The 15067-nt window shown below is 53.0% G+C and carries 18 protein-coding genes and 1 tRNA gene; 5 read left to right on the top strand and 14 right to left on the bottom strand.

Annotated elements, in window-relative coordinates:
- Positions 1–32 precede the first annotated feature (32 nt).
- The 13 genes from LZ24_RS02015 to rpmF all read right to left on the bottom strand — a co-directional run bounded on the left by LZ24_RS02015 (position 33) and on the right by rpmF (position 9944).
- Positions 33–659, bottom strand: coding sequence for an MBL fold metallo-hydrolase (locus LZ24_RS02015; protein WP_144681812.1), 627 nt, complete (start codon positions 657–659; stop codon positions 33–35).
- A gap of 63 nt (positions 660–722) precedes the next feature.
- Positions 723–1157, bottom strand: a complete 435-nt coding sequence (nusB, locus tag LZ24_RS02010; protein ID WP_144681810.1) for a transcription antitermination factor NusB — start codon at positions 1155–1157, stop codon at positions 723–725.
- Positions 1157–1630: a 6,7-dimethyl-8-ribityllumazine synthase gene (gene ribH / locus LZ24_RS02005; RefSeq protein ID WP_144681807.1), complete on the bottom strand. Its 474-nt coding sequence runs from the start codon at positions 1628–1630 to the stop codon at positions 1157–1159. Before ribH ends, nusB begins: the two co-directional genes overlap by 1 nt.
- A 29-nt stretch (positions 1631–1659) precedes the next feature.
- A complete protein-coding gene (locus LZ24_RS02000) occupies positions 1660–2877 on the bottom strand; it encodes a bifunctional 3,4-dihydroxy-2-butanone-4-phosphate synthase/GTP cyclohydrolase II (RefSeq protein WP_144681805.1) in 1218 nt (405 codons plus the stop codon).
- 60 nt (positions 2878–2937) lie between these two features.
- Entirely contained in the window at positions 2938–3600 is a 663-nt protein-coding gene (locus LZ24_RS01995) for a riboflavin synthase (protein ID WP_144681804.1), read from the bottom strand.
- 326 nt (positions 3601–3926) lie between these two features.
- Positions 3927–5051, bottom strand: coding sequence for a bifunctional diaminohydroxyphosphoribosylaminopyrimidine deaminase/5-amino-6-(5-phosphoribosylamino)uracil reductase RibD (gene ribD, locus LZ24_RS01990; protein ID WP_144681802.1), 1125 nt, complete (start codon positions 5049–5051; stop codon positions 3927–3929).
- Positions 5048–5512 carry a transcriptional regulator NrdR gene (nrdR, locus tag LZ24_RS01985; protein WP_144681800.1) on the bottom strand — a complete coding sequence of 155 codons (465 nt, stop codon included), beginning with the start codon at positions 5510–5512 and terminating at the stop codon, positions 5048–5050. Before nrdR ends, ribD begins: the two co-directional genes overlap by 4 nt.
- Complete coding sequence (locus LZ24_RS01980; RefSeq protein ID WP_144681798.1) at positions 5509–5991, bottom strand: deoxycytidylate deaminase; 483 nt, start codon at positions 5989–5991, stop codon at positions 5509–5511. The genes nrdR and LZ24_RS01980 overlap by 4 nt, the downstream gene beginning before the upstream one ends.
- 378 nt (positions 5992–6369) lie before the next feature.
- Positions 6370–7614, bottom strand: a complete 1245-nt coding sequence (gene glyA, locus LZ24_RS01975) for a serine hydroxymethyltransferase (protein WP_407923296.1) — start codon at positions 7612–7614, stop codon at positions 6370–6372.
- Positions 7615–7625: 11 nt separating this feature from the next.
- Positions 7626–8087 carry a ribose 5-phosphate isomerase B gene (gene rpiB, locus LZ24_RS01970; protein ID WP_144681796.1) on the bottom strand — a complete coding sequence of 154 codons (462 nt, stop codon included), beginning with the start codon at positions 8085–8087 and terminating at the stop codon, positions 7626–7628.
- Entirely contained in the window at positions 8084–9364 is a 1281-nt protein-coding gene (gene fabF, locus LZ24_RS01965) for a beta-ketoacyl-ACP synthase II (protein WP_144681794.1), read from the bottom strand. The genes rpiB and fabF overlap by 4 nt, the downstream gene beginning before the upstream one ends.
- The gene (acpP, locus tag LZ24_RS01960) at positions 9364–9591 is read right to left on the bottom strand and encodes an acyl carrier protein (protein ID WP_342779241.1); all 228 of its coding nucleotides are present in this window, start codon (positions 9589–9591) and stop codon (positions 9364–9366) included. The genes fabF and acpP overlap by 1 nt, the downstream gene beginning before the upstream one ends.
- A 170-nt stretch (positions 9592–9761) precedes the next feature.
- Positions 9762–9944: a 50S ribosomal protein L32 gene (gene rpmF / locus LZ24_RS01955; protein WP_144681792.1), complete on the bottom strand. Its 183-nt coding sequence runs from the start codon at positions 9942–9944 to the stop codon at positions 9762–9764.
- A gap of 223 nt (positions 9945–10167) precedes the next feature.
- Between rpmF and gltX the strand changes: the two genes are divergently transcribed.
- The 3 genes from gltX to LZ24_RS01940 all read left to right on the top strand — a co-directional run bounded on the left by gltX (position 10168) and on the right by LZ24_RS01940 (position 12338).
- Entirely contained in the window at positions 10168–11574 is a 1407-nt protein-coding gene (gltX, locus tag LZ24_RS01950) for a glutamate--tRNA ligase (protein WP_246118493.1), read from the top strand.
- Positions 11575–11641: 67 nt separating this feature from the next.
- Positions 11642–11715 (top strand) — tRNA-Gln (locus tag LZ24_RS01945).
- Positions 11716–12089: 374 nt separating this feature from the next.
- Positions 12090–12338 (top strand): S24 family peptidase, encoded by a 249-nt coding sequence (locus LZ24_RS01940; RefSeq protein WP_222427499.1) that lies wholly within the window; start codon positions 12090–12092, stop codon positions 12336–12338.
- Between the two features lie 16 nt (positions 12339–12354).
- On the opposite strand, the gene LZ24_RS01935 is transcribed toward LZ24_RS01940, so the two are convergent.
- Positions 12355–12942 (bottom strand): hypothetical protein, encoded by a 588-nt coding sequence (locus LZ24_RS01935; protein WP_144681788.1) that lies wholly within the window; start codon positions 12940–12942, stop codon positions 12355–12357.
- 324 nt (positions 12943–13266) lie between these two features.
- On the opposite strand from LZ24_RS01935, the gene LZ24_RS01930 reads away from it, so the two are divergent.
- Both LZ24_RS01930 and LZ24_RS01925 read left to right on the top strand, forming a co-directional pair.
- A complete protein-coding gene (locus LZ24_RS01930) occupies positions 13267–14424 on the top strand; it encodes an AAA family ATPase (protein ID WP_144681786.1) in 1158 nt (385 codons plus the stop codon).
- A complete protein-coding gene (locus LZ24_RS01925) occupies positions 14415–15029 on the top strand; it encodes a DUF4276 family protein (RefSeq protein ID WP_144681784.1) in 615 nt (204 codons plus the stop codon). The genes LZ24_RS01930 and LZ24_RS01925 overlap by 10 nt, the downstream gene beginning before the upstream one ends.
- The last annotated feature ends 38 nt before the right edge of the window (positions 15030–15067 follow it).

Here is a 15067-nt window from a genome sequence, read left to right as displayed (position 1 = left end):
TCATGTCACGACGGCATATGTCCGATAAAAAATCAAACGCCACCCACAAAGGGATTAAAACGCTTTTCACTGGCGATGGTGGTATCCGGGCCATGGCCGCAGCAGACCCGCATTTTGTCACCCAGAGGAAAGAGACGCTCCCTGATACTGGAAATCAAGGTGTTATAGTCTCCACCCGGCAGATCCGTCCGGCCGATGGACCCTGCAAAAAGGGTATCCCCCACAAAAACCACATCTTTTCCTGCAAAGGAAAGTCCGCCCCTTGAATGGCCCGGCGTATGGATCACCTTCAGAACCTCTTCACCGAAACGGATTTCCTCGCCACCTTTCAGGGGCAGGTCACAGGGCGGTGAGTTCTCCGCCCGGAGACCAAAGGACATGGCCATGGTAGAAAGCTGGCCCAGCATGGGAGCATCTTCAGGATGAATACAGATTTCAGCCCCGGTCACCTCTTTCAGCCTGCGGTTGGCAGCCACATGATCAAAGTGACCATGGGTATTGAGAATATATTTTACCGTAAGCTTTTCATTGGCCAGAGCCATGAGGATGCGATCCCCCTCATCCCCCGGATCGATGACCACAGCTTCCCGTGTTTTCTCACAGGCAGCGATAAAACAATTGGCCATAATAGGACCTACAGCCAGGGATTTGATCATCATAACTTGCCTCCCCTTCCTTTTTCCGTTTGCCAGCCCACGGCCTGCACCTGACCTTAAGGCTTTTTATGGATTTTCCAGTATCCCTTCCCTGCCGGTTTCCCTGTGTTTGCGGATACTGTCCAGAATACCGTTGACAAAACCACCGGAATCCCTTGTACCGTACTTTTTGGCAAGGTCAATGGCCTCATTGATGGATACCTTATCCGGTATATCCGGAAGATAGAACATTTCAAAAACAGCCATACGAAGTACATTCCGGTCCACCCTGCCCATACGGGGAATGCGCCAGTTACTGGAAAACTGTTCTATGGTACGGTCCAGCACTTCCCGGTGGTCCAGAATACCCTGCACCAGAGTCTCAAACAGGGTAATGGTGGCATCTTCAGGGATAAATGCATGGCAGAAAAGATTTTTCATCTGCCCTGAATAATCTCCCCGAAGATCCATGGAGAACAGCAACTGCAAGGCCTGTTCCCTCGCCCTACGCCGGTATCCCATCAGGCTTTATCCACCACATCCATAAGGTTTGCCATCTCAAGGGCAGCCACTGCCGCATCAAAGCCCTTATTTCCTGCTTTGGTTCCGGCCCGCTCTATGGCCTGCTCAATCGTATCCGTTGTAAGAATACCGAAAATTACGGGCACACCCGTTTCCAGCATTACCTGAGCAATTCCCTTGGCCGCCTCGCCTGCCACATAATCAAAGTGGGGTGTGGCTCCACGGATCACAGCGCCCAGACAAATCACCGCATCATAACAGCCTTTGGCGGCAATCTTTTTTGCCACCAGCGGCACCTCATAGGCGCCGGGGGTTTTTACAATATCAATGGCCTCTTCCGAAGCCCCATGCCGCACCAGTGCGTCCACGGCACCCCCCACAAGGCGCTCTGTGATGAAATCATTGAAACGGGTACTGATAATGGCAAAACGCTTGCCATCGGCCCTGAGCTGGGCCTCCAGAATTCTTGGCATCTTTTTTCTCCTTATATGTCCAGAGGACCTCAGGCATCCTTATCCATCAGGGTAAGCAAATGGCCCATTTTCAACTTTTTACACTCAAGGTAGCAGCGGTTCACATCGTTGGATTCAATTTCAATGGGAACCTGCTCCACAATACGCAGGCCATATCCTTCAAGGCCCACCATTTTTTTGGGATTGTTGGTGATCAGCCGCATTTCCCGGATTCCCAGATCCACAAGAATCTGGGCACCAATGCCGTAGTCCCGCATATCCGGTTTAAAACCAAGCTTCACATTGGCATCCACCGTATCCAGCCCCTCATCCTGCAGGTTATAGGCCTTCAGTTTGTTCACAAGACCAATACCCCGGCCCTCCTGACGGATATAGAGCAGAACACCGCAGCCGTCCTCTTCCATCATCATCATGGCCTTACGGAGCTGATCACCGCAGTCACAGCGCAGGGAACCGAAAATATCTCCGGTGAGACATTCCGAGTGTACCCGCACCAGAACCGGCTTTTCCGGATCAATATCCCCCTTGATAAAGGCGATATGCTGGAAATCATCAATGGCATTTTCATAGACAACGGTACGGAACTCACCGGCAAAGGCCGTGGGAATTCTGGCTTCCACCTGACGCTTGACAAAACTCTCCGTACGAAGACGGTAGGCAATGAGATCCGCCACCGTGCAGATACCTATGCCGTGCTCTTCACTGAACTTCTCCAAAGACGGCATACGGGCCATGGTTCCGTCATCATCCATGATCTCGCAGATCACACCCGCTGGCTTAAGACCCGCAAGGCGGGCAAGATCCATGGAACCTTCGGTCTGGCCGGAACGGACAATGACTCCGCCATCCTTGGCCCGCAGGGGGAAAATATGCCCCGGCCGCACAAGATCCCTTGGCCTGGCACCGTCCTTTACCGCCGCCAGAATGGTGGTTGCCCGGTCTGCCGCAGAAATACCCGTGGTCACCCCTTCTCTGGCTTCTATGGAAACCGTGAAACCCGTGCCAAAGGGAGAGGTATTGTTGCCCACCATCATGGGCAGATCCAGGGCATCGCACTGCTCCCCCGTCAGGGAAAGACAGATCAGCCCACGACCATATTTAGCCATGAAGTTAATCACTTCCGGCGTTACCTTTTCTGCGGCAATGGTCAGATCACCCTCATTTTCCCTGTCTTCATCATCGGCCAGAATAACCATTTTTCCGGCCCGGATATCCTCAATGGCCTCTTCTATCGATATTTTCGGCATGAAACCCTTGCCTCCCTCTTGGTGCTTGCTTAAAGCCCTTGTAAGAATCCGGGTATCTTTCTACAGAAACCCGTTTTTTGCCAGAAAAGAAAGATCAATACCGGAAGATGCCGGCTGTTTCTCCCCTGCACCACCGGGCATTGTGATAAAACGCTCTATATATTTTCCCACAATATCCGTTTCTATATTCACGCTTTCCCCCACCTCCCTGACAGCCACAGTGGAAAGCCCTGCGGTGTGGGGAATGATGGAAACGGAAAAGCGGTCTTTTTCGCATGTGTTTACCGTGAGGCTGGTGCCGTCCACAGCCACGGAACCCTTGGGTATCAGATAACGTGCCAGGGAAGCCGCAACCCCTATGGTAATAATAATGGCATTGCTCCGGCTTTCTTTATGGAGAATCCGGCCTTCACCGTCCACATGCCCGGTCACGATATGCCCGTCCAGACGGGAGGAAAGGGTCAGTGCCCTTTCCAGATTCACCCGCTCACCCACTCTGGCAATTTTAAAACGGGAGCGCATGACGGTTTCGGGGGCCACATCCACAACAAAACGCCTGCCCGCCAGATGCACGGCCGTCAGGCAGGCACCGTTCACGGCAATGCTGTCTCCGATGCGGGTGCCCGTAAGGTCAAAATCCGCCTCCACGGTCATCCGCCGGCCTTCTCCGGCCGCCGTAAGCTCCCGGATGGTGCCCATTCCTTCAATGATTCCCGTAAACATCCATGCTCCTTAAAGAAAACGTAACTTCTGTTCAGCACAGTTTTCCAGGTCCATACCTGCAAGACAGATGCACAGGCCCCAGGCTGTTTGCCCGTGACGCAATCTTATTCGGGAGCTTCTTGCCCTGTGCGGTAGCGGCAAAAACTCCCCGCCACAGGCAGGATAAGCTTTTTGATTACCATAGCAGGCCTTGGTACGCTGCCTTTGTGGCGGCTCAGACAGTTTGCCGCTTCTTTCGCACAGGCCTGCGAAACTCTGATCCGAAACGATTGCAATGTCACTTGCAAATAGCCACGGAGCCTTGCAACAGTACGAAGCTGCTAGAACTACAGCATTAGCAGTTCGGGATAAACTTTGTCGGGATACCCTTCCACACGGATATCATCTCCACAGGAAAAAACTTCCATACCCGAAAGGCGCATGCACTGGGCCATACGCTCGGGGCCGGGGCCGTCCAGCACGGGAATCCCGTCTCCGCCAAGGATTTTTGGGGCATAGAAAAAAACAACCTTATCCACAACACCGCTTTTAAGGGCCGATGCTGCCACACGCCCCCCCCCCTCAATAAGAAGACTCTGAATCCCCTGTTCTGCCAGAAGGGGCATCAGAGCCTTGAAATCCAGCCTGCCATCACTGCCCGAAGGGGCCTCAAGAATCCGGGCACCCATGTCATAAAAAGGCTGTTTCCGGGATTCTGGCACTCCCCCCGCGCAGACAAGCAAGGTAGCAGAATCGCTTTTCTGGCGCAACACACTGGCCTCGGTGGGGAGATCCAGATTCGACGCCAGTACGATACGCAAAGGATCCCTTCCGCCACCCTCGGGCAGTCTGCACGTGAGACTGGGATCATCCGCCCGGACAGTGGCACTGCCCACCAGAATGGCATCCAGCCGCTGACGCAGGTGCCTGTGGCACCATTGCCTTGACTCGGGACCCGTCACCCACTTTGAATCGCCACTCCGGGTAGCCACACGACCGTCAAGGGTCATGGCACACTTCAGTACCACCCAGGGCAGACCCGTTTCCAGCTTTTTAATGAAAGGGGCATTGAGTTTTCTGGCCTTGTCTTCACATCCCCCCGTATCCACCGCCACACCCGCTGAGCGCAGGCGATCCATACCCCCTGCGGCCTTGGGATTGGGATCTTCCATGGCAATGACCACACGCCGGATTCCGGCATCCAGAACGGCCTGGGTACAGGGTGGTGTTTTTCCATAATGATTACATGGCTCCAGAGTGACATATATGGTGGCTCCCTCAGCCGCAGCTCCGGCGGCTTTCAGGGCATGGACTTCCGCATGGGGACCACCGTAGGCCATATGCCAGCCTTCCCCCACAATCTCACCGTTCCGGACCACCACAGCGCCCACCAGCGGGTTGGGAGATGTCCGGCCACTGCCCTTTAAGGCCAGCTCCAGAGCCCTTTCCATGAAAAAAACATCATCACTCATGCTTCTTTTTCCCGGATGAGAAGGGATTTCAACTCTTCCACAAAATCATTCACATCTTTGAATTCCCGGTAAACGGAAGCAAAGCGCACATAGGCGATGGCATCAAGGTCATGGAGTTTCTGCATCACCCTTTCCCCGAGAATACGGGAAGAAATTTCCTTTTCTCCGGCCTCCCTCAGATCCCTTTCCAGCTCATCGATGAAGCCTTCAATGGTATGCATGCTCACATTGCGCTTTTCACAGGCCCGGAGAATACCGCTGCGCAGCTTTTCCTTGCTGAACTGTTCCCTGCGACCGTCTTTTTTGACAATCATCATGGGAATTTCCTCAATCTGCTCATAGGTGGTAAAACGGCGGGTACAGCTCAGGCACTCCCGCCGCCTGCGGATCATGGTACCATCCTTGCTCAGACGGGAATCAATGACCTTGTTATCCCCTTCTCCACAAAACGGACACTTCATAAAGCCTCCATGGATACGGGGCTCCCCTTACCCTGAATTTTTTCCAGAGGAATCCCCGCTTCCGCCAGCATCTCCTCGCTTAAGGGGTCTGCATACCCTTCGAGATAATAAATTTTTTCAATTCCCGCATTGATCAGCATGCGTGCACAGATGGAACAGGGCCGGGTGGTGCAGTAAAGGGTGGCACCTGAAATAGAAACCCCGTGCCGGGCAGCCTGAATGATGGCATTCTGTTCCGCATGGATGCCCCGGCAAAGCTCATGCCGCTGGCCCGAAGGCACCTGCATCTGCTCCCTGAGGCATCCTGTCTCGGCACAGTGACGTACACCGCCGGGAGCACCATTATAGCCCGTTGAAAGCACACGCTTATCCTTCACCAGAATGGCACCCACGGCCCTGCGCAGGCAGGTGGATCTTCGGGCAACAAGGGTGGTGATGTCCATAAAATACGCATCCCAGGACGGCCGGTCTTCTGTCATCACACCCCCCTATTGTCTAAACATCAGATAAGTATTCAGCACAGTTTATTCCGAACTGCCAATGCTGTAGTTGCAGCAGCTTCGTACTGCTGCAAGGCTCCGTGGCTATTTGCAAGTGACATTGCAATCGTTTCGGATCAGAGCTTTGCAGGCCTGTGCGAAAGAAGCGGCAAACTGTCTGAGCCGCCACAAAGGCAGCGTACCAAGGCCTGCTATGGTAATCAAAAAGCTTATCCTGCCTGTGGCGGTGAGTTTTTTCCGCTTCCGCACAGGGCAAGAAGCTCCCGAATAAGATTGCGTCACGGGCAAATAGCCTGGGGCCTGTGCATCGGCCTTGCAGGTATGGTACCTGGAAAACTGTGCTGAACAGTTACAACATCAGTACTGAAACAAAGGAAACCCATCCGTAAGGGCTGCCACTTCCCTGCGTATGGAAGCAATTTTTGCCTCATCAGAAGAATTTTTTACGCAATCGGCAATCCAGGAAGCAATGGTCTGCATTTCCTTAACACCCATCCCACGGGTGGTGAGGGCTGCCGTACCAATGCGGATGCCCGAAGTGACAAAGGGACTGCGGGTTTCAAAGGGTACGGTATTTTTGTTAACCGTAATGCCCGCCTGCCCCAGCACGGCTTCGGCCTCTTTGCCCGTAATACCGATATTGGTGAGATCCACCAGCATCAGATGGTTGTCCGTGCCGCCGGACACCAGATTCAGCCCCGCATCCATCAGGGAAGCAGCCATGGCAGCAGCATTTTCCACCACGCGCATCTGATAGGCTTTAAAATCACTGGACAAAGCTTCTTTGAAGGCCACAGCCTTGGCTGCAATCACATGCATCAGCGGCCCCCCCTGAATACCGGGGAAAATCTGCTTGTTGAAAACAGCCGTCTTGTCTTCACCCGCCAGAATCAGTCCGCCACGGGGGCCCCTCAGGGTTTTATGGGTGGTGCTGGTCACAACCGTGGCATGGGGAATGGGAGAAGGATGCACGCCTGCGGCCACAAGGCCTGCGATATGGGCCATATCCACCATAAGGAAGGCATCCACGGATGCGGCAATGGCGGCAAAGCGCTCAAAATCCAGAATGCGGGGGTAAGCGCTGGCTCCGGCAACGATCATGCGGGGCCGGAACTCTTCCGCCTGTTTCTGCAGGGCGTCATAGTCAATGCGTCCCGTTTCCCTGGCAACCCCGTAATGGCTGAAATTGTAGAGTCTTCCGGAAAAATTTACAGGAGATCCGTGGGTAAGATGCCCGCCATGGGAAAGATCCATGCCCAGAATTTTATCCCCCGGCTCCAGAAGACCGAAGTAGCAGGCCATGTTCGCCTGGGAACCGGAATGGGGCTGCACATTGGCATACACGGCACCAAAGAGCTCCTTTGCCCTTTCAAGGGCAAGATTTTCCGCCTCATCCACAAACTCACACCCGCCGTAATACCGCTTGGCAGGATAACCCTCGGCATACTTGTTGGTCATGATGCTGCCCTGGGCAGCCATGACCGCGGGGCTGACAATATTTTCAGAGGCAATCAGCTCCAGACTGCCCTGCTGACGCCCAAGCTCCCTTGCCATGGAATCGGCAATTTCCGGATCCACCGCACGAATGGTGTCCATATCCACTTTTTTCTCCATCACTTGAAGGGTTTACAGAATCCCTGATTAAAATGGTCCAGCCGCAGCTGATGACGCCCGCCCTCAAAGGGTGTATCCAGCCATGTATCCACAATGGCACAGGCCAGATCCTTGCCCAGTACACGGCCCCCCAGCACAAGGATATTGGCATCGTTATGGCGACGGCACATGCCAGCGGAAAAAAGATCATTGCAGAGGGCTGCCCGCACACCGGGAAAACGGTTGGCCACCATGCTCATGCCAAGGCCGGTGCCACAAAGAAGAATCCCCCGTTCGGCCCGGCCTTCGGAAACCGCTTCCGCCACCTGCATTCCATAATGGGTATAATCCACGGAGTCCAGGCCATGGGTTCCCATATCTTCAGCATCCAGCCCCCGGGATTTCAGATGGGCCAGCACGATGGCCTTGAGGTCCACTGCGGCATGATCGCTGCCCAGCAGAATGGCCTTTCTCTCTGTCATGGATTGCCTCTTTCGCTGCCGGAACCTGAAACCATGCACAGACAGGCGTTGGTGCCACCAAAACCAAAGGCATTGGTCAATGCCGCTGCCACTGCCTGTTTTCTGGCCAGATTCGGGATATAGTCAAGGTCGCATTCCGGATCCGGATTTTCCAGATTCCTTGTGGGGGGAAGAACACCATGGAAAAGTGCCATGGCACTCACTCCTGCGGCAAAGGCACCCGCCGCCCCCAGAAGATGGCCGGTCATGCTTTTCACGGCACTGATGGAAAGCCTGTCCCCATGGATTCCGAAAACCTGACGAATGGCCCTTGTTTCACACACATCGTTCAGGGGCGTTCCCGTACCATGGGCATTCACCCAGCCAATTCTTTCCGGAGCAAGACCGGCGTCCTTCAAGGCCGCCTCCATGCAGGCGGCCATGCCCTGACCTTCCGGCTCCGGAGCCGTAATGTGATAGGCATCACACCCGGCACCATAGCCCTCTATACAGGCATAGATACGGGCACCCCTCGCTTCTGCCTTCTCCAGATTCTCCAGCACAAGAAAACAGGCTCCTTCTCCCACCACAAAACCATCCCTGTCCCTGTCAAAGGGACGGCAGGCACTTTCCGGAGCGTCATTGCGGGTGGAAAGGGCCTTCATGGCGGAAAAACCGGCAAGGCAGACAGGGCTGATCACCGCCTCACTGCCTCCGGCCAGCATCACATCCGCATAGCCGTCCCGGATTCTGCGGAAGGCCTCACCCACGGCATGGGCTCCGGCGGCGCAGGCCGTGGCATAGGTCAGGTTGGGCCCCTTGAGCCCCAGATGCATGGCCACCATGCCCCCGGCCATATTGCCGATGAAATGGGGAATCAGAAAGGGGCTGACCCTCCCCGGTCCCCTTTCCGCAAGGATGCGGAAATTCTCATCCATCACTTCCAGCCCGCCGATACCACAACCCGCATACACACCGGCTCTGGCGTCACGGGTCCAGCCTTCCGGCATGGCGGCATCCTCCACGGCCATACGGGATGCGGCAAGGGCATAGGCCATAAAAAGGGGGGTCCGCCGGGCTTCCTTTCTGGAAAGATAATCGGCGGCGGAAAACCCCTTCACCTCTCCGGCAATGGTCACGCTCTGGCCCTTTGTGTCAAAACGGCTTATCTGCCCGATACCGGAGCTGCCCTGTACAAGGCCCTCCCAGCTTTCAGAAAGATTCAGTCCCAGAGGAGAAACCATGCCGATGCCCGTCACCGCAACCTTCTGCAGGGTACGGATATTTCCGGCTTCCATTACAGGGCTTCCAGAAATTCAATCACGTCTTTTACCTTGCGCAGCTTTTCCGCCTGCTCGTCGGAGATATCCACATCAAAGATATCTTCCATGCTCATCATCAGCTCCACAAGATCCAGAGAGTCTGCCCCCAGATCCTCCACAAGGGAAGCCTCGGGAACCACCTCATCAATATCCACATCCAGCTTTTCCGCAATCACCTTACGAACCTTATCCTCAACGGACATGATACCCTTCCTTTCCTCTTCATCAAAAAAGAGAGCGGCAAAAAAATGTTCCCCGACCCACAAGCATCCCCGGAAAAAGAAAAGGGGTGAAGTATTCCCCTTGGTACACGGGAAAAAACACTCCGGACCCCCTCCTTTCCCTGCCTTTTTTCCGATTCAAAAAAACCGGATCAGGCCTCCATATCCGCCAGAACACTGCGTCCTTTATAGGTACCACAGCTTCTGCAGGCAGCATGGGACTGTTTTGCTTCGCCGCACTCGGGACAGGCAGAAACATTGACTCCAGCCGTTTTTTTATGGGTCCGGCCCTTGTCTCTTCTTGACTTGGATACTTTTCTCTTAGGTACAGCCATATCAATCTCCTGAAATAATTTACATTTTTTAATAAACAGCCTGCAACACCCACAAAACCGCGACATGATAGCCGTTTTCCTATGAGAATTCAACGGATGCTGTCAAGTTTTTTCCTCTTCCCCCTTGTCCAGCAAGGACAGCCTGTGCTAATTCTCTTTTTTCATGCGCCTCTCTGGCGCATTCCGGGCCTTTCAGGCAAAACCAAAAAAACCGAGGTTCATCGTGACAGATACCATTATTACCCGCTTTCCGCCAAGCCCTACGGGATACCTCCATGTGGGAGGTGCCAGAACAGCCCTTTTCAACTGGCTCTATGCCCGGAAAACCGGAGGGAAATTCATCCTGCGCATTGAAGATACGGATATCCTGCGCTCCACCGAAGAATCCGTCAGGGCGATTTTCGAAGGACTGGAATGGCTGGGCATCGACTGGGACGAAGGTCCTTTTTACCAGACGAAACGTTTTGACATCTATAAAAAATATCTGGACCAGCTCCTTGCCGAAGAAAAGGCCTACTGCTGCACCTGCTCCGCCGAAGAGGTGGAAACCATGCGGGAAAAAGCCCGGGCTGAGGGCCGCAACCCCATGTATGACGGCACCTGCCGCCATAAAAAGCTTCCCCCACAGCCCGGTGCCGTGGTCCGCCTCCTCACTCCGGATACGGGCAGCACCCGCATTGACGATGTGGTCAAGGGTCCCATCGCCATCCCCAACACGGAGATCGATGATTTCATTCTCTGCCGCAGCGACGGTGTGTACACCTATAATTTTGCTGTAGTCATTGATGACCTGACCATGCACATCAGCCATGTCATCCGGGGGGATGACCACGTCAGCAACACACCCAAACAGATTCTCATCTATGAAGCCCTGAATGCCCCTGTGCCGAAATTCGGCCATGTACCCATGGTGCTGGGCCCGGACCGCACCCGCCTTTCCAAGCGCCATGGTGCCTTGGGCGTCATGGAATACAAAAAAATGGGGTTTCTGCCGGAAGCCCTGCTCAACTACCTTGTCCGCCTGGGCTGGTCCCATGGGGATCAGGAATTTTTCACCATAGAAGATATGAAAGAGCTTTTCACCCTGGAGGCCATCGGCCGCTCTCCCGGAGTTTTTGACGTGGACAAGCTGACGGCACTCAATGCCGAACACATGCAGAAAAAAAGCCCTGCCGAACTTCTCCCTCTGCTTCTGGAGCAGATGACAGCCCTTGGCATCCCCCATGGGCCGGAAGATCCGAGGCTGCCTGCCATCATTGCCCTGCTGCAGCCAAGAAGCAAGACCCTTGTGGAAATGGCACAGCAGGCGGAAAGCTTTTTTGTGGATCCGACCAGCTATTGCGAGGTTGCCGCCAAAAAGAATTTTAAAGGCGGCAGTGTCGATGTCCTTAAAAAAATAGAAGAAAAACTCATGACAGCGGAAGAAGACTCTCTGGAAGCCATGGAAGCCCTGCTGCAAAGCGTCTGTGATGAAATGGATCTCAAGCTTGGCAAAGTCGGCGGCCCGCTCAGGGTGGCCCTTACTGGCAAAGGGCAAAGCCCCGGCATGGGAGAAACCCTTGCCCTGCTCGGAAAGGAGCGCAGCCTTCCCAGAATAAGGGCAGCCATTGCGCATCTGGAAACATTCTGAAAAAATAAGGGGCCGTATTTTTTTCTTGACACAGACCCTCTTTTTTTCTAGTTTACTCCTCGTTTGCAGAGGGGTCGTCTAATGGTAAGACTACGGACTCTGACTCCGTCTATCGGGGTTCGAATCCCTGCCCCTCTGCCATTTAAAAAATTAAGGACTTACAGCACAATGCTGTGAGTCCTTTTTTTATTGTTTTAAAATCATCCCAGTTTTATCCCAGTTTTGAAACTGACGCTGAGGAAAAATGTGGGATTATTTTTGGCATTGCAAATGGAATCGTATTGTCTTCGCTAAACCAAAAGCATACTTTTTTAAAAGCACCCCATCGGTCCCTCCCATTGCCTTCACCATATAAAAATTGTATTTGATCATCATATGCACAGCTCCTGCCTCCTACACCCACTTCTTTAACAGGGGCCGCCTATTACCACACAGTCCTCGCAAGGCCAAGCACATGGCCCCGAGTCCACCACAACCACCTTAGACCAGCACAGGGAAAATCAGAGTTTCGAAAAATGAAAATAAAAAAAGAAAATATTTTCAAAGCTGTGGTAAGGGATGAAAAGGTTTATATTCCCTTGTTCACAGAATCCGTCAGTGCTGGCTTTCCTTCTCCCGCCCAGGATTATGTTGAACGAAGCCTTGATCTGAATGATCTTTGTATCCATAACCCAGCCGCTACATTTTTTGTAAGGGTGTCCGGGGATTCCATGGAAGATGGCGGTATCCGATCCGGGGATATTCTGATTGTGGACAGATCCTAGTAACAGTTACATTTTTTTAAGGCTTTTCCCCCTTCAGAAAAGCCGCCCTGTGTGAAGGGCTGGCGAGGTTGAGGGAAAAGGAGCGGAACTGTCCGAAACGGTAAACTGCGGCGGATACAACCCCTGTGGCGGATGGCGGATATTCCCATAAAATCAGGTCGCCCTGGGGATTGGTAAAGCCCTCATCTCTGGTGTGGAAGATGCCCCTTACCTGCTCCCAGAGGGAAAGGCGCAGGTGCAGAAGAACTTCCCATCCTTTGTGGGACTGAACCTCTTCCATGGGATGGATTTCATAGAGCGTGGTGATTTTTCTGAAATATTTTTCAAGCCAGCGGGCCCCGGAAAGGGGGCGGCCGTAGCGGATTTCTTCTTTCAGTTTTTCTTTTCTGGCTTCGGCCAGGGGGCTGTCCGTCAGGGGGATGCGGCACAAAAGGGCCAGATCCCTGTTTTCGGGATCACGGACAAGGATCTGCTCCCAAGGGTACTGGCCGGGATTTTCCGGAATCAGGGGAATGGCGGGGAATACCGTACTCATTTCCTGCTGGAGCTGTGGAATGGAAGGAACCCTTTTTTCCGTTGTGAAAAGGCGCAGGGTGTAGGTCATGGGGGTTCTCCTTAAGTTATGCGCAGGATCAACAGTTTTTGCCTGATTCTTTTTTATGTTCAGCATTTTTAGGCTCTGGCAAGGTAAATGTTATTTCTGTGACTTTATGCGAAGATTGAATGGACTGCAAAGGCTTCCGGGAGGGTTTTTGATATTTTCAGAGGTTGTGGTATGGATCGGAGTGTGCCAGAATTTTTTTAAGATAAAAACGATAATCCGGTCGAAGTGACAGGTTCAGGAGAGACTGCATGATCAATACAATCTTTTGAAAATAATACAAAAATTTATTGTGTCCGGCAAGGTGGAAACGGAAATGGTGGCCCCATGTATCTGAAGAATCTCAAACTTAAAAACTGGCGTAACTTCCGTGAGGCGGAAATATTCCCTGCACAGATATCCTACCTGATAGGTCCCAATGCTTCCGGAAAATCCAATCTTATGGATGTATTCCGGTTTATGCGGGATATATGCAGACCCGATGGGGGGGGGCTTCAGAAGGCGGTAAAAGATCGCGGTGGCATACAGAAACTCCGTTGCCTTCATCACAGGCGGGATACGGAGGTGAGCATAGAGGTGGGGTTTTCCGAAAAACAGGATAGCGATTTTATCGACTGGAAATATCTGCTTGCCTTCAGGCCTGAGGGCAAAGGAGCCCAACGGCTTCTTGTCAGTCGGGAAGAGGTATGGTGTAAAAATCGGCTGATACTCCAAAGGCCCAATACAGATGATGGTGAAGACAGCCTTCTGCTCACCGAAACCCATCTGGAACAGACCCTTGCCAACCGTGAATTTCGAATCATATCCGATTTTTTTTCGGAGATTACATACCTGCACCTGATTCCTCAGCTTTTGAGATATGGTGATCAGATTGGCGGTAACCGCCTTGAGGAAGATCCCTTTGGGCAGGGTTTTCTGGAACGCCTTGCCACTTGCCAGAAAAGAACACGGGATGTCAGGCTTCGTAAAATTAAAGAAGTGCTTTCCCTTGCCGTTCCCCAGTTCAGGGATCTTCGTTTTACAAAGGATCATCAGGGGCATCCCCATCTGGAAGCCTTGTATGCACACCATCGCCCCAATGCGGGCTGGCAGTCCGAAGAACATTTTTCCGACGGCACCCTGCGTTTGATTGGCATCCTGTGGGTATTGCTGGAGGGAAGGGGGCTTTTGCTTCTGGAGGAGCCGGAGCTGTCGCTGCATGAGGCCATTGTGGAACAGATTCCCCTTTTTCTGGATCGTGCACAGAGGGATCGATCCGGAAAAAAACGTCAAATACTCATCAGTACCCACAGTGAAGCTCTGCTGAGAAATCCGGGCGTTGATGCCGGGGGGATCATGGTTCTGGAGCCGGGGACGGAAGGCAGTACGATCCGGAAGGTCAGTGAGAACGAAGACAAGGCTTTGGATGCAGGCCTGACCATTGCCGATGTGGTGTTTCCCAAGACCCGGCCAAAGGGTATGGAGCAGATGGTGCTATGGGAGTGATGCCCTTTTATCTGGCAACGGAAGATCCCATCAGTCAGGCACTTGCAATACAGGTGGTGGAACAGACCGGGGCAGGACCTTTTGTCTTTGAGGCCTTGAAAACTTCGGGATTTGGTCATCTGAAGAAAAACCTTCCGGCTCTGCTACGACTTGCCGCCCATTGTCCGGTTTTTCTTCTTACGGATCTGGATCAGAAGCCATGTGCTCCTTTTTTGATGCAGCAATGGCTGGGAGAGAACCCTTTGCCGGAAAGATTTCTGTTCCGGGTGGCTGTTCGGGAAGTTGAAAGCTGGCTGCTTGCAGACAGAAAGGGGATGGCAGATTTTATGGGTGCCCCCCTTGAGCAGATTCCTGCCAACCCGGATTTTCTTGCTGATCCCAAAGAGACCGTTTTAAAAATTGCCAGACGCTATGCCTCCAGAGCTGTCCGTCGGGATATTGTTCCGGCAAAGGGTGTGCGGGCAAAGGTAGGCGTGGGTTATAATCAGCGCTTGATGGCTTTTGTTAAGGAAAGCTGGTGCCTTGAGAGGGCTGTTCTCCATTCGGAAAGCCTTGGGCGTGCACATCATCGTCTGCGGGTAATATTGCAGAATCTGGAAGGATGAGAATGTTTACTCATCCATACCGTATGGGAATAAAGTCT

Origin of the sequence: Desulfobotulus alkaliphilus, from assembly GCF_007830435.1 — a bacterium.
Lineage (GTDB): Bacteria > Desulfobacterota > Desulfobacteria > Desulfobacterales > ASO4-4 > Desulfobotulus > Desulfobotulus alkaliphilus.
Note: the sequence above shows the minus strand (reverse complement) of the source record. Positions and strands in the feature narration are given on the sequence as shown.

Bases quoted from the DNA above. Each gene is read 5' to 3' on its own strand.
- fabF (WP_144681794.1), bottom strand. From the start codon at position 9,364: ATGGAAGCCGGAAATATCCGTACCCTGCAGAAGGTTGCGGTGACGGGC.
- LZ24_RS02000 (WP_144681805.1), bottom strand. From the start codon at position 2,877: ATGCCGAAAATATCGATAGAAGAGGCCATTGAGGATATCCGGGCCGGA.
- LZ24_RS01930 (WP_144681786.1), top strand. From the start codon at position 13,267: ATGTATCTGAAGAATCTCAAACTTAAAAACTGGCGTAACTTCCGTGAG.
- LZ24_RS01980 (WP_144681798.1), bottom strand. From the start codon at position 5,991: ATGACAGAAGACCGGCCGTCCTGGGATGCGTATTTTATGGACATCACC.
- LZ24_RS01935 (WP_144681788.1), bottom strand. From the start codon at position 12,942: ATGACCTACACCCTGCGCCTTTTCACAACGGAAAAAAGGGTTCCTTCC.
- LZ24_RS01995 (WP_144681804.1), bottom strand. From the start codon at position 3,600: ATGTTTACGGGAATCATTGAAGGAATGGGCACCATCCGGGAGCTTACG.
- ribH (WP_144681807.1), bottom strand. From the start codon at position 1,630: ATGCCAAGAATTCTGGAGGCCCAGCTCAGGGCCGATGGCAAGCGTTTT.
- rpiB (WP_144681796.1), bottom strand. From the start codon at position 8,087: ATGACAGAGAGAAAGGCCATTCTGCTGGGCAGCGATCATGCCGCAGTG.
- LZ24_RS01925 (WP_144681784.1), top strand. From the start codon at position 14,415: ATGGGAGTGATGCCCTTTTATCTGGCAACGGAAGATCCCATCAGTCAG.
- LZ24_RS01940 (WP_222427499.1), top strand. From the start codon at position 12,090: ATGAAAATAAAAAAAGAAAATATTTTCAAAGCTGTGGTAAGGGATGAA.
- ribD (WP_144681802.1), bottom strand. From the start codon at position 5,051: ATGAGTGATGATGTTTTTTTCATGGAAAGGGCTCTGGAGCTGGCCTTA.
- nrdR (WP_144681800.1), bottom strand. From the start codon at position 5,512: ATGAAGTGTCCGTTTTGTGGAGAAGGGGATAACAAGGTCATTGATTCC.
- nusB (WP_144681810.1), bottom strand. From the start codon at position 1,157: ATGGGATACCGGCGTAGGGCGAGGGAACAGGCCTTGCAGTTGCTGTTC.
- acpP (WP_342779241.1), bottom strand. From the start codon at position 9,591: ATGTCCGTTGAGGATAAGGTTCGTAAGGTGATTGCGGAAAAGCTGGAT.
- rpmF (WP_144681792.1), bottom strand. From the start codon at position 9,944: ATGGCTGTACCTAAGAGAAAAGTATCCAAGTCAAGAAGAGACAAGGGC.
- LZ24_RS02015 (WP_144681812.1), bottom strand. From the start codon at position 659: ATGATGATCAAATCCCTGGCTGTAGGTCCTATTATGGCCAATTGTTTT.